Annotated in this window: 18 protein-coding genes and 1 pseudogene; 11 read left to right on the forward strand and 8 right to left on the reverse strand. The window is 40.4% G+C overall.

Annotated elements, in window-relative coordinates; translation table 11 throughout:
* Positions 1 to 59 precede the first annotated feature (59 nt).
* From HWQ38_RS26615 to HWQ38_RS26625, 3 genes are all read left to right on the forward strand, one after another.
* On the forward strand, positions 60 to 257 hold the full coding sequence (locus HWQ38_RS26615) for a transporter substrate-binding domain-containing protein (protein ID WP_366933348.1): 198 nt from the start codon (positions 60 to 62) through the stop codon (positions 255 to 257).
* A 357-nt stretch (positions 258 to 614) separates the two neighbouring features.
* On the forward strand, positions 615 to 2591 hold the full coding sequence (locus HWQ38_RS26620; protein ID WP_292799658.1) for a serine/threonine phosphatase: 1977 nt from the start codon (positions 615 to 617) through the stop codon (positions 2589 to 2591).
* 339 nt (positions 2592 to 2930) lie between these two features.
* Positions 2931 to 4214: a protein kinase gene (locus HWQ38_RS26625; RefSeq protein ID WP_292799661.1), complete on the forward strand. Its 1284-nt coding sequence runs from the start codon at positions 2931 to 2933 to the stop codon at positions 4212 to 4214.
* A gap of 37 nt (positions 4215 to 4251) precedes the next feature.
* On the opposite strand, the gene HWQ38_RS26630 is transcribed toward HWQ38_RS26625, so the two are convergent.
* Complete coding sequence (locus tag HWQ38_RS26630; protein WP_181930103.1) at positions 4252 to 4470, reverse strand: DUF4327 family protein; 219 nt, start codon at positions 4468 to 4470, stop codon at positions 4252 to 4254.
* A gap of 894 nt (positions 4471 to 5364) precedes the next feature.
* On the opposite strand from HWQ38_RS26630, the gene HWQ38_RS26635 reads away from it, so the two are divergent.
* The 4 genes from HWQ38_RS26635 (at position 5365) to HWQ38_RS26650 (ending at position 11915) form a co-directional block, all read left to right on the forward strand.
* A complete protein-coding gene (locus tag HWQ38_RS26635; protein WP_292799664.1) occupies positions 5365 to 5754 on the forward strand; it encodes a tetratricopeptide repeat protein in 390 nt (129 codons plus the stop codon).
* Between the two features lie 36 nt (positions 5755 to 5790).
* Positions 5791 to 9528 carry a class I SAM-dependent methyltransferase gene (locus HWQ38_RS26640; protein ID WP_292799667.1) on the forward strand — a complete coding sequence of 1246 codons (3738 nt, stop codon included), beginning with the start codon at positions 5791 to 5793 and terminating at the stop codon, positions 9526 to 9528.
* Positions 9525 to 11198 carry a tetratricopeptide repeat protein gene (locus tag HWQ38_RS26645; protein WP_292799670.1) on the forward strand — a complete coding sequence of 558 codons (1674 nt, stop codon included), beginning with the start codon at positions 9525 to 9527 and terminating at the stop codon, positions 11196 to 11198. Before HWQ38_RS26640 ends, HWQ38_RS26645 begins: the two co-directional genes overlap by 4 nt.
* A gap of 69 nt (positions 11199 to 11267) precedes the next feature.
* The gene (locus HWQ38_RS26650) at positions 11268 to 11915 is read left to right on the forward strand and encodes a transposase (RefSeq protein ID WP_292799673.1); all 648 of its coding nucleotides are present in this window, start codon (positions 11268 to 11270) and stop codon (positions 11913 to 11915) included.
* 67 nt (positions 11916 to 11982) lie between these two features.
* On the opposite strand, the gene HWQ38_RS26655 is transcribed toward HWQ38_RS26650, so the two are convergent.
* From HWQ38_RS26655 to HWQ38_RS26665, 3 genes and pseudogenes are all read right to left on the reverse strand, one after another.
* A complete protein-coding gene (locus HWQ38_RS26655; protein ID WP_292799676.1) occupies positions 11983 to 14202 on the reverse strand; it encodes an O-linked N-acetylglucosamine transferase, SPINDLY family protein in 2220 nt (739 codons plus the stop codon).
* Positions 14203 to 14429: 227 nt separating this feature from the next.
* A complete protein-coding gene (locus HWQ38_RS26660) occupies positions 14430 to 14996 on the reverse strand; it encodes a type IV pilin-like G/H family protein (protein WP_292799679.1) in 567 nt (188 codons plus the stop codon).
* 103 nt (positions 14997 to 15099) lie between these two features.
* Positions 15100 to 15231 (reverse strand): annotated as a pseudogene (locus tag HWQ38_RS26665) (Uma2 family endonuclease); the annotation flags it as partial.
* 7 nt (positions 15232 to 15238) lie between these two features.
* Between HWQ38_RS26665 and HWQ38_RS26670 the strand changes: the two are divergent.
* On the forward strand, positions 15239 to 15427 hold the full coding sequence (locus tag HWQ38_RS26670; protein ID WP_292799682.1) for a hypothetical protein: 189 nt from the start codon (positions 15239 to 15241) through the stop codon (positions 15425 to 15427).
* A 400-nt stretch (positions 15428 to 15827) separates the two neighbouring features.
* On the opposite strand, the gene HWQ38_RS26675 is transcribed toward HWQ38_RS26670, so the two are convergent.
* The 3 genes from HWQ38_RS26675 to HWQ38_RS26685 all read right to left on the reverse strand — a co-directional run bounded on the left by HWQ38_RS26675 (position 15828) and on the right by HWQ38_RS26685 (position 18083).
* Positions 15828 to 15965 (reverse strand): hypothetical protein, encoded by a 138-nt coding sequence (locus HWQ38_RS26675; protein WP_292799684.1) that lies wholly within the window; start codon positions 15963 to 15965, stop codon positions 15828 to 15830.
* A 437-nt stretch (positions 15966 to 16402) separates the two neighbouring features.
* The gene (locus HWQ38_RS26680; RefSeq protein WP_292799687.1) at positions 16403 to 17686 is read right to left on the reverse strand and encodes an ankyrin repeat domain-containing protein; all 1284 of its coding nucleotides are present in this window, start codon (positions 17684 to 17686) and stop codon (positions 16403 to 16405) included.
* A 229-nt stretch (positions 17687 to 17915) separates the two neighbouring features.
* Positions 17916 to 18083 (reverse strand): hypothetical protein, encoded by a 168-nt coding sequence (locus HWQ38_RS26685; RefSeq protein WP_292799690.1) that lies wholly within the window; start codon positions 18081 to 18083, stop codon positions 17916 to 17918.
* Between the two features lie 34 nt (positions 18084 to 18117).
* Here HWQ38_RS26685 and HWQ38_RS26690 point away from each other — a divergent pair, with 34 nt between their 5' ends.
* Positions 18118 to 19305 (forward strand): transposase, encoded by a 1188-nt coding sequence (locus HWQ38_RS26690; RefSeq protein ID WP_292799693.1) that lies wholly within the window; start codon positions 18118 to 18120, stop codon positions 19303 to 19305.
* A gap of 214 nt (positions 19306 to 19519) precedes the next feature.
* Complete coding sequence (locus HWQ38_RS26695; RefSeq protein WP_292799696.1) at positions 19520 to 19990, forward strand: DUF4079 domain-containing protein; 471 nt, start codon at positions 19520 to 19522, stop codon at positions 19988 to 19990.
* A gap of 181 nt (positions 19991 to 20171) precedes the next feature.
* On the opposite strand, the gene HWQ38_RS26700 is transcribed toward HWQ38_RS26695, so the two are convergent.
* Positions 20172 to 20846 carry a DUF1997 domain-containing protein gene (locus tag HWQ38_RS26700; RefSeq protein ID WP_292799699.1) on the reverse strand — a complete coding sequence of 225 codons (675 nt, stop codon included), beginning with the start codon at positions 20844 to 20846 and terminating at the stop codon, positions 20172 to 20174.
* 178 nt (positions 20847 to 21024) lie between these two features.
* On the opposite strand from HWQ38_RS26700, the gene HWQ38_RS26705 reads away from it, so the two are divergent.
* Positions 21025 to 21681, forward strand: a complete 657-nt coding sequence (locus HWQ38_RS26705; RefSeq protein ID WP_292799702.1) for an NAD(P)H-binding protein — start codon at positions 21025 to 21027, stop codon at positions 21679 to 21681.
* Positions 21682 to 21764: the final 83 nt, after the last annotated feature.

A 21764-nucleotide genomic window follows, 5' to 3' on the forward strand; every position in this document is an offset into this window, starting at 1 on the left:
TCTTCCCAGCACCGCCCTTCGGGACGGTGTGGGGCTGCTGTCGGAAATAGCTCAAAGGCATCAAAGTTGTTGCCGATCTGCTCACCCAAGAATACTACGGGATTGCTACACCTAAAGACTCCCCCTATCTGGATGCAATTAACAAAGGTATAGCGACTTTGTTATCCAATGGCACTTACAAGCAAATTTATCAAAAATGGTTTAACGCAGAACCTCCGCAATTGCCAGACTCGTTGGCCATAGGGCATAGGGCATAGGGCATACGGCATTGGGCATTGGTTATCGTAAATCAAAGGGTTTAAGACCCCTACCTCTATAGGTAGCACCAGTTTCAGTCCTTCCCTGCGGGACGCTACGCGAACGTCTGAAAATGTCTTTAATTTTGAATTTTGAATTTTGAATTGTTAATCTCCCCCTGCTCCCCCATTTATAAGGAATTGGCTGCCAATATATTAAATATTTATCTAATATGCGTCACAATTAATACTGCCACCAAAATTTATTGATCAACTACAATCTCTTGTAGGTCTACTGTAGTCAGGGGCAGCCAATTGTGGCACCTTGGATCTTAGTGGCTATAAGCACCTTGGAACCGGAATTAAGGAACCTCCACTATGCTGATTTGCCCTCAGTGTAAATTTGAAAACCCCAATAGCAACAAATTCTGTCAAAACTGTGGCACGTCCCTGACTCACAAAGTCTGTCCTGAATGCAGTACCGATGATGTACCTGTGAATGCACTACGCTGTCATAACTGTGGTACGGAATGTGGAACAGTGTTTTGGGCAATTATTGCTAAGGAAACGACTGGGGAAGCTTTGGGAGATGAGGGAGATCAGGGAGATGAGGGAGTAATATTCGGCTCATCTCCTTTATCTTCTAGTTCTCAGATTGGATTAGACTCCTATTTAGACTCCCAAGAGCGCTATCAATTGTTAGATCCGCTACCTGCACAAACGGAAACTGCCACCATTACTGATGTAGGTGTGAAAGTTCTAGACTGCCAGCCGTATCAAATATCACCTATTGAGGCAATACTAGCAGGTCAGCAATCAGATTTGCTAACGCCATCAGTGGAAGCAAGTGCAATTCCTCCCCTTGCTCAAGTTTATATTGCCTTACAATCTCAAGGTCTGCGGGAGATACCGCCGATTCACGATGCCTGGCAGCAGGGTGATATCCAGGTAGTAATAATCGAAGACCGCTCGCATTGGCAGCATTTACTCGACCTATGGCAAGAAGAAACAACGAGTTCGTTAGAAATTTTACACTGGTGTTATCAAATGACCCAACTTTGGGCAGTATTGGAACCAGTAAATTCTTGTCAAAGCCTTTTAGATTTGTCGAATTTGCGATTGGATGAAGACCAAACACTGGGGCTACAAAGGTTGTATGTAGAATCATCGAATTCTCAGCTCCCCGCCGAGTCCCCAGAAGATGCCCAAGACCAAACATCTGTTATTCCAGATCAACCATTAACCATTCAAGCTTTGGGGCGGGTTTGGCAAGCGCTATTTAAGCAGTCTCAACGCACTCAATTTGGGTCTGTAGTCCAGATGTTGGGGGATTTAGATGCAGGTAAGATTCAGACGATCGCCCAGTTGCGATCGCGTTTGGAGGAAATCTCTATTGAACTCGAAGCACTAGGAACCGCAACTTTGCCCCCAATAAACGATGAAAATACTGCGGTGTCCACTATCCCGCAATTAGATCAGCCAGAAGAGATCATTAGTAAAATTGATGATATGCAAACTGTTGTGCTGGGCATGCAGTTAAATAGCTTGGAAGATGCAGGATGCACAGATGTGGGGCATCAACGTGATCATAACGAAGACTACTTTGGCATTGAAACCAAAATTCATAAGTTGCAGTTGCCTAAAAGTCGGGTTCTCCAAGGGCATGGTTTGTATATTCTCTGTGATGGCATGGGTGGACACGCTGGCGGCGAGATAGCCAGTCAGTTAGCAGTCAACACCCTACGGGAATACTTTCAAGAACACTGGATTGCCAACCAACTGCCAACAGAAGATAGCATTCGTGAGGCAGTGTATTTAGCTAATGAGGCAATTTACAAGCTCAATCAACAAGATGCCCGTTCTGGAGTTGGGCGCATGGGTACAACTCTGGTAATGCTCTTAATTGAAGATACTCAAGCAGCAGTTGCTCATGTGGGAGATAGCCGTCTCTATCGTTTGACGCGCAAGCGGGGACTAGAACAAGTCACAGTAGATCACGAAGTTGGACAACGGGAAATTACGCGCGGAGTGGAAGCAAGCATAGCTTACGCCCGCCCAGATGCCTACCAACTCACTCAAGCCTTGGGGCCTCGTGATGAAAACTCGATTAATCCCGATGTTGGCTTTTTCGATATCAATGAAGATACCCTGCTGCTGTTGGCATCGGACGGTCTATCAGATAATGATTTGCTAGAAACCCATTGGCAGACTCACTTAGAACCCTTACTTAGTTCTGGTGTTAACTTAGAACAGGGTGTTACAGATTTAATTGATTTGGCGAACCAACACAATGGTCATGACAACATTACTGCTATACTTATTCGAGCAAAAGTACGCCCAAATCTGGAAAGTTAAAAATAAATGAGAATGGGGCATGGGGCATAAGGGACTTCCAAGAAATAAATTATCCATCTTGTGGCGTGGGCAGCGTTCGACTGAGCGCTCACGCCGAAGTCCTGCCCGCCCTGAATATAGGACGGGTGAGGACACCCATCCCACAAGAAAATTTGGGATGTTTTTTTATTTGGAAGTCCCTAAGAAAGAATAATTATCAATTCCCAATAGACATATCCGTGAATTAACCTAAAAGCCTTACAAATCAGGGGTTAAAACCTAAATTTACAGATAAGTTTAATGCCCAATGCCCAATGCCCAATGCCCAATGCCTGATCCATTTATCTTTTAGGTTGTATTGTGGTTAGTCTGACACTGTTAGAACCGCAACAGAAAACGCCCCTCCAGCAGTGGTGCTTTGAGAACTCCTCCATAATTCGGATTGGTCGAGCGGCAGATAATCACGTTGTTTTAACTGATAGTTTAGTTTCGCGGCATCATCTAGAACTCAGACAAGTCGATTTGGCCAGCAATGGCGCTGCTTGGCGACTGATTAGTCAGGGTACAAATGGGACTTTCCTTAACGGTGTCCTGGTGATTCAGAGTCCGTTACCAGATAATTCCCTTTTGCAACTAGCACAGGGAGGGCCAATACTGCAATTCCAAATTCAGGAGGTAACAGTACTGGAAACTGGTTTGCGATCGCCAGATATGCAACGGCCAGAAGAAAACGCCGCCGAGACATTTTACTCAGCAAAAAATCCGGCAAATTCATCCTCCACTTGCACGCACGAAGGTAACTCACCGAATAATCTATTTTGCATCCACTGCGGTCAACCTCTCTCTGTACAACAGAGGATTCGCCATTATCAGGTGTTGCGAACTCTCGGACAAGGAGGTATGGGTACTACTTATCTGGCTAGGGATGCGACTGGTGAGATTGCGGCTATGCCACAACTGCTGGTGTTGAAGCAAATGAATGCTGATATGGTGAAAATTGCCAAAGCTCAAGAGTTATTTGAGCGGGAGGCGTACACTCTCAAATCCCTTAACCATCCTGGAATTCCCAAGTATTATGACTTCTTTGTAGAAGACGGAAAAAAATACTTGGCAATGGAACTAATCCACGGACAAGATTTAGAGAAACGTGTTTATACTACTGGGCCAGTGACACCAAGCCAAGCGATCGCTTGGATGATCCAAACCTGCGATATCTTAGACTATCTTCATAGCCAAAGCCCTCCACTGATTCACCGCGATATTAAACCCGCCAACTTAATGGTGCGAAGTTCAGTAAATCGCATAGTGTTGCTGGATTTTGGCGCAGTTAAGGAAATTGGCACAGCGCCCGGTACTCGAATTGGGGCAGAGGGTTACTGCGCTCCTGAACAAGAGCGAGGACAACCTTTGACTCAATCTGATTTGTATGCAATTGGGCCAACGCTGATTTTTCTGCTCACTGGAGAAAACCCGTTTAAGTATTACCGCCAACGAGGGCGAAATTTCAGGTTTGATGTGGCAAAAGTTCCCACCATTAGTTCCCAATTAAGAGATGTGATTGATCGCGTTACAGAACCATTGCCACGCGATCGCTATCAAACTGCAAAAGAATTAGCTGCGGCTTTAGCTGCTTGCAAAGTTTAGGGAGTAGGGAATATTGAATATCCCTATTCCCTATTCTCTACTCCTCATCCCAAGTTTCTACAGCTAGCAATTCACTAACTGGGTCTTGCATACTAAAGCCAAAGTCGAGCAGTTCTTGTTTCCAGTGCTGCCACTCATTACCATAGAGCAAAGCGATTTTCCAGATGCTATCGCTTGGCTTGATAATGTTCGATTCTATGAGTGATTGCACGTTGCGCTGCAATTTCACCATTGGGTGAATCACTTTTTGAGTCATAACCTCGATTAAATTCAGATTTGGTTGGTAAATACTTAATTAAAACTGCTTACCATTCTGCAATTGTTGCCGGCCGTAGAGTGGTGTAATTTGGTAAAGCTAGTCTTAACTTTCTAACTATACCATAATAAATTCTACTAAGTTACTGGTAAATTCGGTTTTGTACGGTAATTACCACCACAAAACTCCGATTTCACCAAGCAGTCCTTAAACTTCTTGCAGAAATCAGGCAAAGGTTCAGACTGGGAAAATTCTATTTGTTGAAATCACAAAAAATATGTGTGGTTGTTGAAGAACCCATAGGACACGGGCTAGTTTAAAGTTTTTGACTGACAGGAAAATTTACAATTGAGTAGAAGTGTCTACTGTTTCTGTTTATCTAAACGTTATTTAGAATATCGCAAACATCTGGCATTAAGCAAATTAATTGCAAATCTTTATATAATTTTAATATTTTACGCCGTGTGCAACTTTCTCTCAAACCTAACCTCCAATCCCTTCCCGACAAGGGAAGAAACCTCACCCTGGTTCTGCTACGCAAAACCTGTCCCTTTCCTTAGTAAGGAGAGGGATTAGATTAAAGTCAGGACTCTTTGAGGTTTTGTTTTGGCTAATTCGATGACTTGTGTGTACACCGTAGACGAGGGAAGGGGAGCAAGAATCAAAGCCTCTCGGACTGTGGAGGAGAGGGTTGTGGTTTGAAGCATTAGGACGCGTGGCAAAATTGTTGCTACAGCATGGGCTTACCATAAAGTTCTCTGGTATTCAGAGTCAGCATTTGAAGTTTGTGTAAAAATTTTTAGCGAAGATGTTAGTTTTTTTTGAGGAGATGGGCATCCTCATAACAGGAGGCTTGCTGATACCTAAGTATTTACCGCAGCAAGTATGTGAGGCATGGCTAGTTCGGAGGCAGAATACCTAATTACCCGCAAAAAGCAGATTCAGCGGCGACAAAAGATTGTCACGATAGTGTCCATGTTCTCGTTTTTTGGTTCAACGGTGTTTGCTGTAATTCCGGCAATACAACAGGCTAGTCAACCTAAGCCAGCAATTGCGTCTCCTTCTGCTGAGTCAGTATTACAGCAACAGGCGCGGGGCTATGAGCTAATTTTACAACGGGAACCAGAAAACCAACTTGCTTTAGAGAATCTGTCTATGGTGCGGTTGCACTTGAAGGATGCTAAGGGTGCGATCGCACCTTTGGAGAAGTTGGTGAAGTTGCACCCTGATCGGCAAGATTATAAGACTGTGTTGGAGCAAGTGAAGAAGAGAGTAGGAGAGTAAGAGCGATCAATAGAGTAAACAACTAAAGATACGAATATGAATGACAAAATTGCCGATTCTGAACTTAACCGTTTGATTCCTCCAGAAATTAAAAACGATGAATTTTATGCAGCTATTCAAAGGATTGCTAAAGAAGAAGATATTAAAACAGTTCTAGAAATTGGTTCATCTTCAGGAGAAGGAAGTACCGAAGCATTTGTAACAGGACTTCGTGAAAACCCTAACAAGCCGACATTGTTTTGCATGGAAATTTCAAAAACTAGATTTACTGAGTTAAAAAATAATTATAAAAATGAATATTTTGTAAAATGCTATAATATGTCTTCTGTTCCTCTAGAAAACTTTCCTGATGAAAAGGAAATTATTGACTTTTATAATACCCATCATACTAATCTAAATCTTTATCCTCTTGAGCGTGTGCTTGGTTGGTTACGACAAGATATTGAGTATGTAAATAAGTCTGGAGTATCTGACAACGGAATTCAAAAAATTAAGAAGGAAAACAACATTGATTGTTTTGATTTAGTTTTAATTGACGGTTCAGAATTTACTGGTCAAGCTGAATTGGATGAAGTGTATGGAGCAAGTTTTATTTGTCTAGATGATATTACAACATTTAAAAACTATCAAAATTTCAATCGCCTGTTGAGCGATTCTGATTACATCCTCATTATCTCAAACCAAAATGTACGTAATGGCTATGCGATATTTCAACGAAAAACAGTGCAGCCAGTCAGCTATCAAAATATCCATGATGCCGTTGAATCTATTGAAGGATTTATGGTTACTGGGCAAGAAGAATACCTTTTTAATAAGGTGAAATCTCTTCCTGAAGATGCTGTTATAGTTGAGATTGGTTCTTTTAAAGGTCGCTCGACAGTTGCGATGGCATATGCTTGCATAGGAACCAAACGTAAAATTTATTCTATTGATACATGGGATGGTAATGATGCTGACTTTTCTGAGCGACAATTCTTTGAAGTTTGGCAGCAGAATGTTCAATTAAACGGTCTTGAGCAATATGTAATACCACTACGCGGCTACTCTCATGATGTATTAAACCGTTGGGATAAATTTACAAATAGTAAAGCTATTGATTTTATTTTTATTGATGGTTCTCATCAGTATTTAGATGTTTTAAAAGATTTTAACCTATCGTTTTCATTGGTAAAAAACGGCGGATGGATAGCATTTCATGATGTTGTACCCACCTGGCCTGGACCACAACGTGTATGGCATAACATTGCTAAACTACGTCTTATCAACCATGAGTATTCTTCAACGCTAGCATGTGGTCAGAAAAGTTTGGCTGCTATCACCTCTACCTCAACGCCAGAATTACCAATTCACTTTTTTACCATAGTCCTCAATGGTCAACCATTTATCCGCTACCACATTGAGATATTCAAACAACTTCCTTTCAAATGGCATTGGCACATTGTCGAAGGTGTAGCTGAATTAAAGCACGATACTGGATGGAGTCTGAAGCTGGGTGGATATATAAACGATGAAATCCATAATAATGGTCGCAGCAATGACAGTACAACAGAATATTTAGATGAACTCGCACAGCAATATCCCGACAATATCACAGTTTATCGTAAGCCAAATGGTGTATTTTGGGATGGCAAACGGGAAATGGTTAATGAGCCATTGGTCAACATAAATGAAGAATGTTTACTATGGCAAATAGATGCAGATGAGTTATGGACAGTCAAGCATATTTTGACTGCACGACAGATGTTTATTGAGAATCCTGATAAAACTGCCGCTTTCTATTGGTGCTGGTATTTTGTAGGAGAAAAAATAATTATCAGTACTCGTAATTGTTACGCCCAAAATCCCAGACAAGAGTGGTTGCGAACCTGGAGATATAAGCCAGGATCAGTGTGGGTAGCACATGAACCACCAAGACTAGAAGAACCTTTACCAAATGGTCAATGGCGGGATGTTGCAGGAGTAAATCCTTTTCTGCATCAAGAGACTGAAAGGCATGGTTTAGTTTTCCAACATTTTGCTTACGTAACACCAGAACAATTACGCTTTAAAGAGCAATACTACGGTTATAGCAATGCTGTTTCGCAGTGGAAAGCTTTGCAGGAAACTACTAAATTTCCAGTTCTGTTACGCGAATATTTTTCGTGGGTAAGAGATGAAACAATGGTTGATACCGTTGAATCATACGGTATATTACCAATTGCACAAAGAGAACTCAGCAACAATGGTTGGCAGTTCTTGCAACCAGATGAAGTGCAGCAACAAGTTTCACAGATTAAGAAAGCAACACCAATAATTCTGGTTGACGGGGTATTTTTCCAACTTTACCAAACTGGTATTGCGCGTGTCTGGAAATCCTTATTAGAAGAATGGGCAAATAGCACTTTTGCTAAACATATTATTCTACTTGACCGGGCTGGAACTGCTCCCAAAATTCCCGGTATTAGATATCGCAACATTCCACGTTATGACTATAACAATACTGATGCTGACCGAGGAATGCTACAGCAAGTTTGCGAAGAAGAAGGCGCAGATTTATTTATCTCTTCTTACTATACAACGCCGACTACAACGCCTTCTGTGTTCATGGCTTATGACATGATTCCAGAAGTTATGGGATGGGATATGAATAATCCCATGTGGCGAGAGAAGCACCATAGTATTCAACATGCATCTGCTTATATAGCAATTTCAGAACATACAGCGCGTGACTTGGCACGTTGTTTTACTGATATACCTATACAATCTGTTACCGTAGCTCATTGCGGAGTTAGCAGTACTTTTTCACCAGGCAAATCTGAAGAGGTTAATGCTTTTAAATCAAAATATGGGATTACAAAGCCGTACTTTATTTTAGTTGGTGGTGGAACTAGCTATAAAAATAGTATTTTGTTTTTCCAAGCTCTTTCAAAACTTGCCAATAGCTACGGATTTGATATTATCTGTACAGGAAGCGGCGGTTTATTAACACCTGAATTTAGAGCTTACACATCAGGTAGTGTTGTTTATATGCTGCAACTCAGTGATGAAGAGTTGGCAATAGCTTACTCTGGTGCTGTAGCACTAGTTTATCCTTCTAAGTATGAAGGTTTTGGAATGCCTGTGATTGAAGCAATGGCTTGTGGTTGTCCAGTTATCACCTGTCCTAATGCCTCTATTCCAGAAGTAGCAGGAGACGCAGCAATATATGTGAATGATGATGATGTGGATGAACTGGCAAATGCGCTCTGTGAGGTGCAAAAGCCTAGTATTCGTCACTCCTTAATTACTGCGGGTTTGGCACAGACCAAAAAATTCTTATGGTCAAAAATGGCGCAAACTCTAAGTTCTGCCTTGATTGATACTACTCTTCTTTCTTTAAACCTCAACGAGGTTAATTTAATTATTTTCCCAGATTGGTTGCAACCAGAAGAGTTAATCGGTTTAGAATTGCAACGAGTGATGAAGGCGATCGCCACTCATCCTAATAGTGAAAAAACTACCCTACTTATCGGTACTGGTAACATTGGTAGTGAGGATGCTGAACTATTTTTATCTAGTGTGGTTATGAATCTTTTGGTACAGGAAGATTTAGACGTTACCGAAAGATTAGAAATTTCTCTAGTGGAAAACTTGGCTGATATTCAGTGGTCAGCTTTGCTACCTCGCATACATGCAAGAATTCTTTTGGAATACGAAGATAAAAACGCGCTGAGTCAAGCAAAAGCAGAAACTCTCACATCTTATGAAATAGAAAGCTTTAGCGAAGCACAAGCTGAACAGTTTTTTTTTGCTTGAGCAATAAATTATTTCTTGAGGGAAGATGGAAAGAAGCGATCGCGCAATATCAAAAACTCCTAGAAATCCAATCAGATGATGCAGATATTTATTGGAATTTAAGCTATTGCTATAGACAGTTAAACCTGCTAGATGAATATTTTAGTACTCTCCAGCAAGGAATTAAGCTTTACCCTACAGATGAAAGACTACATTTTTCATTAATCATCGATTTGCGGCAGAATGGACGTATTCAAGAATCAATTTTAAGTGCCGATCATGCTGCTAAATGCTTCCCTGATGATTATACTTTTCAACTGCTCAAATATTTAACAGTTCCATCAATATATGAGAATCAGGCGGAAATTAACTTTTTTCGCCAGCGCTACACCCAAGGGCTGCAAAAGTTAATTCAGTATACATCTCTTAAAACTACACAAGAACAACATAGTGCTTTAGCAGGTATAGGTCGCCTCACAAACTTTTTCCTATCATATCAAGCACAAAATGATATAGATTTGCAACGCCAATATGGAAACTTAGTGCATGAAATTATAGCTGTTAACTATCCACAATGGGTGGTTCCTTTATCTATGCCTAAGCTTCAGCCTAATAAAAAAATTCGTATTGGTTACGTTTCCCATTATCTACATTCTTATAGTGGAACACTTTGGTTAACAGGTTGGTTGCGTCAGAGCAATCATGAAAGCTTTGAAATCTACTGCTATTACACAGGAAATGAGCCAGATCCAATTACCCAAAAATTTCAAGAATATAGTGATGTTTTCCACCATATTCCTTATAATTTATCAGCAGCCTGTGAACAAATAATTGCTGATAAGCTGCACATTTTAGTTTTCCCCGAAATTGGGATGAATCCGCAAACTATGCAAATGGCAGGTCTGCGGCTTGCGCCTGTGCAATGTGTCGCTTGGGGACATCCGGTAACAACTGGCTTACCGACAATTGATTACTTTTTATCTAGCGAGTTAATGGAACCTGAAAATGGCCAAGAGCATTATTCAGAAAAATTAATTCGCTTGCCTAATATTGGCGTTTCTTATCCTAAACCGTATATTCCACCAGTTATCAAAACTCGCTCAGATTTTCAGCTACTAGATGATGCGGTTATCTATTTATGCTGTCAAGCTCCTTTCAAGTATCTACCGCAATATGATTTTATTTTTGCTGAAATTGCTCGGCGTGTTCCACAGGCTAAATTTGTGTTTTTGCGTGGTACTTTACTTCAGCCACGCCTGAAGCGTGCTTTTGCCGCTATCGGTTTGAACAGCGAGGATTATTGTGTATTTATCAGTATTGCAGAGCGACTGGACTATCTAATGATTAACTTGCTTTCAGATGTTTATCTAGATACATTCACTTGGTCTGGTGGTAATACTACCTTAGAAGCGATCGCTTGTAATCTCCCCATTGTTACCTCTCCGGGAGAATTTATGCGCGGTCGTCACTCTGACAGCTTCCTGAAAATGCTAGGAGTGACAGATACTATAGCTGAAGATGAAACTGAATACATCGAGATTGCTGTTAAATTAGGACTAGACCCAGCTTGGCGACACAGCATTGCAGAGCAAATGAGTCAAAATCACGACCGTCTGTTTGACGATAAAGCCTGTGTTGCAGGTTTAGAAGCCTTTTATATACAAGTTTGTAGTAAGCACTTCAGTGCTTAAATTTGTAATTAGAGAAGAGGACTAAAGTCCTCACTACGAACTTTTCAATTGTTTGTAGTCAGCACTTTAATGCTAAAAAAATCTATGTATGAATATCGCAAACTCACAGCAGAACAAAAAGCTGAACTAGTTAAATATCGCTTAAGCCAGGGTTATCCACCACACTCACCACCACATGAAGTACGAGATAAGCAATTTTATTTGCTAACGGTAGCTTGTTATGAACATCAGCGTCATATACACATTGAATCTCGTCGTCAGCAACTCCTAGATATGATTTTTGATAAGCTTGGTGGGAGTGTAAATGAAGAGAGAAGCGCTTCAGCGCTGACTACGAACTTAAGAATTTGTGCTTGGGTTGTTTTGCCTAATCACTATCATCTACTGGTTGATGTTGAAAATTTTGATGTATTAGGTGAATTATTTCGGAGAATACATGGTGCGCTTTCTCGACAGTGGAATATAGAGGACAATATTACTAAGAGAAAAATTTGGTATCGTTGGAGCGATCGCGCTATTCGCTCGGAAAGACATTACTATACAACTCTTAACTATATTCATTACAACCCAGTTAAACATGGTTTAGTCAAATCTCCTTACGACTGGGTTGAAAGTAGTGTTCACTGGTATTTACAAGCTTTTGGACGGCAATGGCTGCGTGATTGTTGGACTCAATATCCAGTCCAAGATTATGGTAAAGATTGGGATAATTTTTAATGTTCGTAGTAAGGGCTTCAGCCCTTATTAACAATCTATTTTCAGGGCTGAAGCCCTCACTACGAGGTTATTTCCCCTCAATATACTTCTGCCACATCTGCTCATAAGCCTTCTCCATTTCACGGGTAAACTGCTTGCCATTCCACAACGGTGCTGTTTGCCGCGATGCTTTCAGCTTCAAAGCCACCTGCTGGCGTAAAACTTCATCCTTGCCCAAACGCACACCCCATTCTATATACTCTTCATCAGTCCAGGCAATGCCTTCTGTGATACCCGCATTTATCATCATGGTGTAGCTGTTACGCGCTGCAAACTGTTCGCCAACTCGCGTCACCAAGGGGATACCCATCCACAATGTTTCTAGAGTTGTTGTCGCTCCGTTGTAGGGAAATGTATCTAATACAATATCAGCAATCCCTAAATTAGCACGATGAACTGCCTCTGAATGAACCATTGGTAAAAATCGTAATCGAGAACAATCTACACCTTGTTCTTCGGCAATTTGATAAAAGAAGCGTTTAATTGTTTCCTCCTCAGAAAGTCCTTTAATCAAAAAGTAGCTGTTAGGTACTTGTTTGATAATTTGCATTTGCCACTTTGTCGTTTCTGGATGGCGTTTATATCCTCTTTGGGCGCTGAGATATACAACGGCATCCATAGGAATATCCAAGTCATCGCGGCGGAGAGTTGGCACACCAATTTCAAAACCATCTACTGCTATGTAAGTTTGAGGTAATCGCCAAATTTTCTCTGTATAATAATTTTGTGCATCATCTGGTAGTACATAAGGGTCTGCGATAAAGTAATCAATTGCAGGTATACCTGATGCATCCCACCCTAGCCAAGTAACTTGAATTGGGGCTGGCTTAAGTGCCATCACTTCACAAGTAACATCTAGAGTAATGCTATCAAGGTCAACTAAAATATCAATTTTATCTTGATATATCTGGTCAGCATTTTGTAGGCCATTCATACCTAATTTCCAAGCTTTTCCTGGCTGATTTAGATACCACTCTTGGAGATTGTCAGTTACTAATTTGTAGCCAACAAAATAAGTATGAATATCAAATTTATCTCGATCATGATGTTGAAATAACCAGCGAGCTAGCCAACCAACAGAATGATTCCTTAAACCGTAAGATATATAACCAATTTTTATTTTTCTCGGATGGTGTATTAAAGATTGATGATTAATAATTTCATGATCATAGTTTTTTCCTTGTGATTGGCCAAGAGCTTGAATATAATTATTAAAAATCCCAGCTACCTGATTATGAATAGCTCGGAAATCAGCAGGAGCATCTTTAATGTGAGGTATCGCAAAAGATGGCACAAGTAACCGTAATATTCTTCCTTCTTCTATAGGAATTCGTTCAGCTTTAATAAACTGTTGAAACACAGTTTCTAATTCTTGACAAGTTGTACATACCTCTTGCCAATATCCTCCTGCTGACATTAGACCCCTTAACAGCAAATGGAGGGCAAAAATTTTATCAGCCAAGTTTTCTGATAAAGAATAACATAACTTAGCTGTCTCTATGCCCTGAGAATAATTACGAGCATCTTGATAAAAAGCCGCTAAGTGCCGCAAAACTTCTACATTATCTGGCTCCAATCGTAAATACAATTCTAGTACAGATGATGCTAGTACAGGGTTTAGTAAACTATGACCAATTTCCATAGCAGCAGGAAGCAGTATAGAGAAGCATTGATGAGGATCAGAGAAATAAGACAGACTAGCTTCTATTAAATTTAGATTAATTGGATGTAAGGGTATAGTATTTAAAATTTCTTTTAAAACTTGGATTAATAATTCGCTATTAATTTCTATACTTTCTTTTATATTTAAGCTTTCAATTAATCTCCACTCATTCAAATCATCAATTTGTTCAAACTTTTGCAATTTGATAGAAAGTATAAGAATTTGAAGCCAATTATTTATATAACTAGGATTAATTTCCCGCATATGCTGGCGAATTAACCAAGCAAGGGAATATTCTGCCAGTGTTTCACGCCTTTCAGCTTCTATTTGCAAAACTTGAAATAGTTCATTTGTCCAAATTGGTAACTGTTCTTCATCTGCCTCTGTCATTGGCAGCATCCAAGTCATTTGAGCTTCTGCTTCTTGCCCTTGCAATAGCAACAGTAACCCTAAATGCCAATAATAATAAAGAGTATTTGGTTCTATTGCTATTGCTTGTTCATATAACTGTGCTGCTTGCGAATATTTTTCTTGAATTAAGTATTGTTCAGCTTGATTTTGCCAATTATATATATCAGTAATCATTGTAATTCTCTGAGAAAATTTTATGAAGAATATACTTGTGAACGACTTCATAGGCATCTCCGAAAATGACATAGGCACAATTCATGAACTGTCCCTACCAAGGATTTCGGCCAACGCATAATTAATTTCTGGAGATGTCTAATGGAAATAAAGTGGATAGAAGCATCTACCCACTTTGGAAACTATCTTGTTGAGAGACAATTTATATACTGTTTGTCCTTGGTTGCTTACTTACCCAAAGAGGTGAAGTTGTTGGGACAAGTCATTACTCCAGGGGTAGCGAGGTAGGTAAAAGTAGTGCCACTTGCATTTGTACCACTGTTAGACATGGGAGAATTAGATTCACACAAAAGACCTATTGTAGTAGCTTCACTGGTAGCACCTATGTTTGTCACCTCTACACCACCAACATAGCTTTTGAGAGGTGCACCGACTACATTTACTGATGCTTGGTTGGTTACTAAAGCACCAGTGCCGGACAAAGTACCAGTAATTGTGTATGCGTAATTTACGGTTTGTGATTGAATACCAAGTCCTAAGCTACTAATTGAACTTGAAAATGCAGTATTTTCTAAGTAATAAGCTTGCTGCGCGCGGTTCAACGAACCTGTATAAGTTTTAGCTTCTGACTGCTTGGCTTTGTTAGCTTGGTTCAAGAAAGAAGGCAAAGCGATCGCAGATAAAATACCGATGATGATAATTACTACTAGTAATTCAATAAGTGTAAAACCCTCATCTCCCTTCTTCTTGGCGAGGATGTGTTGGAGAAACTTGGCTTTTAGTTCGGTTTTCATAAGTGTTTTTCCGGGGGTAGGAAGTGGTTGGGTGTTCTAGATGTAACTTACCCAACTGCGATCGGTTTCCTATCACCCCACCTAAAAAAACTTTTGCCTATATTTATTCAAACTCAGGTGGCCACAGCTCTAATATTGCCAGTTCCCAACCTGGTAGCAAGTCTGGTAATCTGAGCGTGTCGCCATTCTGCAATATCACCGGAGCTTGGTTTAGTCTATAAACTGTTGAGGAAATTGAAGCCATGCTTGATTTAGATGAATTCCAAAATACTCGATTGTACGAGAGTATCTTGGAAAAGACAAAGCCGAAAACAGAATTAGAAACAAAATTGAAATTAATCTCAAAATATGTTGAGAAAGGTATGAGCATTCAAGAAATATCAGAATTTTTAGAATTAGATGTTGAAATTATCAGAAAATACTTGCAATAACAGCCTTAGAGGTTGTTTGAAAAGTATTAGGCCAATAGAATTCGCTACTACACAAGCAAAGTCCAAAGTCCACCTCCGTGGACTAACGGGAAATCAACGGTTTTTAACCCACGGAGGTGGGTTTTGTCTGTGTAGCCGCGATTTCTAATCGCCAGGATACTATAGAATGAAAATCTTCAAAAGAAAGTGCTAGCATTTATCCAAGCGATTGTATTTTATAAGTTTCCCAATCTTGCTTTAGAGGAAATTGAAGCATAGCTTCATTTAGATGAATTACAAAATACTCGATTGTACGAGAGTATTTTGGAAAAGACAAAATTTAAATTAGTCCCAAAACTTACTGAGAGAAATATGAGTATTAAAGAAATAGCAGAGTTGCTAGAATTAGATGTTGAAATTATCAGTAAATATCTGCAAGAACAGTCTTAGAGGATGTTTGAAAAGCATCGTTATTAACATCACAACCGGCGAAACCTAAATTTAATTTTTTCTTTACTTTTTCTTTGACTTTCCGTAGCGATCGCCCAAATGGTCGCACATAAACCTTTTTTGGTAACTCCTTTGTATTTAAACTTTAGGATGATACATAAAAAATGATCCTTAGAATACTTTTCTGTGCAAGTAAAAACTATATATTTTGCACATCTAGCACAGTAGGAAACGCCGAGGGGGAGACTAGGTAAAAGCTAAAACGTACAAGATAAAAAGTAAAAGGTAAATTTACTTCTTCATTTTTGCTTTCTTTCTATCCTTGTGACGCAAGCATTTAGCCTACTCACTCTTGGCGTTTTAATTTTTCCTTTCTCCGCCGTAGCAAGTTCACAACAGCTACGACGGAGTTTTGTTTTCTTTGTTTCTCACGTCTAGATTTAGTTTTTTTAAACTTCCTTCGTATTTAAGTTAATAACCTTCATTTAATGATTTGTCAAGATATTTCGGAAAATATTTTAGATGAAGAATTCAGATGGCTATTGGCTACTCTTGCGCCCCAGCTTTTTGCAGACTCCGCACGACATTCTTATAACCATTAAATTCTGCAATCATCAAAGCAGTATAACCGCCCCGGTTTTTCAAATTCACATCTGCCCCGGCTTGGAGTAATAACTGCACAATTTCGTCATAACCTGATGAGGCAGCCCACATTAATGATGTTGCCCTCGCTGAGTCTTGAAAATTCACATCTGCCCCCTTTGCCAGCAGCAAATGTATGATCTCTGTGTACTTGCGTTCGGTTGCCTTGATCAAAGCAGTTTTGCCCTCATCCCCCGGAGTGTTGGCATCAGCACCATAGTCTAGCAACACTTTCACTGTTTGGGTATGTCCTTGTGATGCAGCCAGAATCAAAGGTACTTCACCAAGGTTTTCCCCAGTAATATCTCCCCCAGAATCCAGCAGTGCCTTGACAATTTCGCTGTGTCCCTGCAATGCTGCTATAAGCAGTGGCGTATCACCCAGATGGTTTCTAATTTGGACATCTGCACCTCTGTTAAGTAACACTTGCACGACATCAATGTAGCCTTCCACAACGGCAAGATGTAGGGCAGTTTCATCATCTTGGTCTTGGAGATTAATCTCGGCACCTCGATCTAGTAAAGCTGCTGCGATCGCACTCTGTCCAGCTGCTGCTGCTGCCGATAAAGCAGTTCCACCATCAGCGTTTTTCACATTCACATCCGCCCCTGCTGCTAGGAGTGCTTCCACAATCTTCAGATGTCCCAAGTCTGCCGCTAGCATTAAGACTGTCTCACCCTCCTGATCTTGAATATTGACATCGACACCAGTTTGGAGAATTGCTTCTATAACTTCTATTTTTCCCTGCTTAACGGCGAGTTTCAAGGCAGTATCATCATCTTTATCTACGATATTAACTTGGGCGTTAGCAGCCAATAAGACTCGCACTACATCAATATGACCTTTGAGTACTGCTGCCATTAAAGCTGTGCTGCCATCTTCATTAGTGGCATTAACATCAGCACCTCTGGATAGTAAAAGCTGCACAATGTCAAGCTGTTTGGCACTAGCTGCCAACATCAAAGCCGTCAAACCATAGAGTTTTCTGGGCAAGTTGATATTTGCCCCGGCATCTAGCAGCGATCGCGCAATTTCGGTGTAGCCTAAATTTGCAGCAAACATTAACGCCGTCGTGCCTTGGCGATCGCACGCATCCACTAAGGCACCAGCAGCCAGTAGCGCACACAGCCCTTTGATATCACCACTTTTAGCAGCTTTTAGCAGCAAAGTATCGTTGTTTTCAGTCATGGATGAGATCCCACACAGGGGCTTTTGTTCGTCTAACCTTAAAATTTAGCTGAAACAGCAGAAACCCCACATCTCACTCGAATGAGCGTGGGACGGCAGTTGCTTTAAGTCGGCAGAACCGCCCAACGCACTGCCTCATGAATGCGAGGGAAAAACGAAACATCGTCTTTATTGCTTTTCTGCGTAGCAGTAATAAATAAAAATGATAGTTGAGTTTTTCGCAAAATATTTATTTTATTTCTTTAAGCACTGGCAGACTGTCAATATACTCTTCAATTAACTGAGTCAGCGTCTTGTCTTTTTCTACAGCATATTCTCTAAATTTTTGCATCCTTCTTGCCGATACCCTTAAACTAATCCGACAATCTTTCATCTCATCCACCCAATAGACGTACATTTATGTTATTATAGTTTATAAGGAGGCAAGACAAATGCGGACATCCTATCAGTATCGAATTAACCCAAACAAAGAACAAGCAGAAAAGATTGACAAAACGCTAGAAATGTTGCGGTATCAATATAACTATTTGCTTACTCAACGGTTTAATTGGTATGAACAAAACCGTTCTCCCATTGATAGATGCTCTGTTATAGTCTCACATCTACCAGAGTTAAAAGGCAAACCTACTTATTATAGCCAAAAAGCATCACTAACTCAACTCAAAAAAGACAGACCTTGGTACAAAGACATTCATTCTCAAGTGCTACAGGAAATCCCCAAGAAAGTTGAAATAACTTTCGATAGATGGTTAAAAGGTGATCTTAATGGTAAGAAATCTGGTAGACTTAGATTTAAAGGGAAAGGACAATATAAAACATTTACGTTTCCTCAGTTTAAGCAATATCATTTTACTAAGAATAAAATTACATTGTCTAAAATTGGCACAGTCAAAGTAATTGTTCATCGTCAAATACCTGAAGGCTTTGATATTAAAACTGTGTCTGTCACCAAAAAAGCAGATGGTTACTATGTAACTCTAAGCCTTGATAGCAAAACAGTTTCGACCATTAAACCTAATTTTAATGATGCAAATATTGTTGGTATTGATGTCGGTCTGATTGATTTTATTGTTACTTCCGATAATGAAAGAATTGCTGCACCAAAGTTTTTACGTAAAGCTGAACGTAGATTAAAATCAGCACAACGTCGTGTTTCTCGCCGTAAAAAAGGTTCTAATCGTCGTAAAAAAGCTATTAAAAAGCTGGGTATTCAGCATAAAAAAGTATCTGATACCAGAAAGGATTTTCACTTCAAAACAGCTAAAAATATTCTTGATAAATATGATGTAGTAGCCGTTGAAAAACTGAATATCAAAGGACTAGCTAAAACATGGTTGGCTAAAAGTATCAACGATGCCGCATGGGGGCAGTTTATAACCATACTTTCAAATAAAGCCGTAAACGCTGGTTTGAAGGTAATATCTGTAAACCCAAATGGTACGAGTCAAGAATGTTCTAATTGTGGTCAAAAGGTCAAGAAACTGTTATCTGAACGGATACATAATTGTCCTAGTTGCAAAATCAGTTTATGCAGGGACTTGAACGCAAGCATAATTATAAAGAATCGTGGGACGCACGATCTTAAAGCTCAAATTATGTCCTCAACGAGGAGTCTTTGAGAAGCCTACACTTACCTGTACTCAGGAAGTGTAGGTACGTCACTCTGAGATTGTTTATCCACTTTGGCAAGAGGGCGAAGGAAAATTGCAGGGCGAGATGGGGGAGATGAAAGAGCGAAATCTTCCTTATTCTCTTTTAATTTGTGCAACTTTAAGCACAGAAAATAGAGTTATGCTAATTTTTATGAATATTTAATACTTGGGCGAGAACACGATGACTCTGGAACTTTCTGCGTCGGTAAAATATTGGCTGAACTTCATTCATCCGGTGCTGATGTGGGCGCTATTAGCACTCTCAATTTATGCTGCCTACTTGGGGCTGCAAGTACAGCGTACCAGAAATGCTCAGGGGGAAGAAAAGAAAGAACTGATTAAAGGTAGATATAACGTCAGACACTACCAAATGGGGTCTATACTCCTAGCTTTGATGGTGACAGGTGCGATCGCTGCTATGGCTGTCACTTACATTAATAACCAAAAGTTATTTGTCGGGCCTCATCTACTAGCAGGACTGGGTATGATGTGTTTGATTGCATTTTCTGCTGCTTTGTCTCCTTATATGCAGAAAGGGGCGAATTGGGCGCGTGCAACTCACATTCTCTTGAATTTCACCCTTTTGGGACTTTTTGCTTGGCAGGCTGTTAGTGGCGTGCAAATTGTCCAAAAAATTCTCACTGGTACATGAACCTATCCCACTAATAAAATTTGTGCTACAAAGCTTAAGTTGATTGAGAACTCAAAACGAAAAATCAAGCTTTTCAAGCACATTTTACGAAAAGAAGTAGAGATTTTTAGAATAGTGGGATAGGTTCATAGTAAGTAGTCATTTGTCAGTTGTCATTCGTTTATGACAACTGACAAATGACTCAGGGCTTTTGCTTGAAATTGCCACTACAGGGTATTTCTAAAGATTTCTGAAAATCTTCCTGAACTTTGCGAGTTAAGCGACGGGAGACTTGGCGGACAATTTGGTTAAGTAAGCGATCGCCTGTAGATTGAATTATAGACTGGGGTAAGCGCTGAATAAACCTGGGAAAGTGCAAATAAACCATTAAATCCAATTCCCATTCAACTCTGGTAACCTCGCCAATACTAGTAAAAGCATCGCTTTCTATTAACTGTAGAGATGCGCGATAGTCTACGTCATAACCAGGCGGCTGGTAATCAGGAATGGGAATTGTACGGATGCGGTAAATACCTTCTTCTGGGGGCAACAATTCCAAACCAATTTTCGGTTCTACTTCATAACCAAAAGCACCAAAACGACCAATTACTAAAGCGTAGCCATTTTCCCCAAGTGATTCCACCTTCATCGGTTGAGCGCAATCAGAAAACCATGAAGCGTGAGCATTAAGATACTCGGCAACCTTCTCTATTGGGGCAGGCATTTCCATAAAATCTTGATAACGACCAGAAAATGTTGTGAGCGTCGCTACATTTCCTTGTCTGAATACGTCCTCGGCTTGTTCTTGGCTGGACGCTACAGGTAAAACTGCTTCTGTTATTTCCCAGGATTTATATTCGCTTTTTCTTGAAAGCATAAATGCGTTACTGTATAATTTTGCGTTCGTCTATATTAATAGTTCCCCAGATGCTTGGGTCATTTCGTACCAGTATTCCATTTTCACCCAAACCTTATAAATCTACCATCAACTCCATAGAATTACTAAAATAAAGAACTGAGCAAGCACATAATAGTTTCCCAGGATAGCATTTCTCATGAAAGCATTTGTAGCAGGGGCAACGGGTGAAACAGGTCGGCGGATTGTCCAAGAGTTGATAGCGCGGAATATTCCCGTCATAGCCTTGGTGCGGGATATTGAGAAAGCTAGGGGTATTCTGTCTCCTGAAGCCGAATTGGTGGTAGGTGACGTGTTACAACCAGAAAGTCTGACTGCTGCGTTGCGAGATAGCACAGTTTTGTTAGTTGCTACTGGGGCAAAACCTAGCTTTGACCCCACTGGCCCCTATAAAGTGGATTTTGAAGGGACTAAAAATTTAGTAAATGCTGCTAAGGCAAAGGGAATTGAGCATTTTGTCTTCGTTTCTTCTTTGTCTACTTCGCGGTTATTCCATCCACTGAACTTGTTTTGGCTGATTTTGCTATGGAAAAAGCAAGCTGAAGAGTATATCCAAAAAAGTGGTCTTACTTATACGATTGTGCGTCCTGGTGGGTTGAAGAATGAAGATAACCCCGACCCGATCGTGATGCAGAGTGCTGATACACTCTTCGAGGGTAGCATCCCCAGGCAAAAAGTCGCCCAAGTTGCTGTTGAGGCGCTGTTTGAAGCAGATGCACGCAATAAAATTGTCGAAATTGTTGCCAAACCGGAAGCAGCCTCAAAAAGCTTTCAGGAGCTATTTCAACAGTCCTGATATCCGATCTAAATTGACCGCCCCTTGATTCGACTCCGTAAAGCGATCGCTCCATCCCACACCCAAAACGTAGGGGTAAAGCG

The organism is Nostoc sp. NMS7 (genome assembly GCF_017115085.1).
GTDB lineage: Bacteria > Cyanobacteriota > Cyanobacteriia > Cyanobacteriales > Nostocaceae > Nostoc.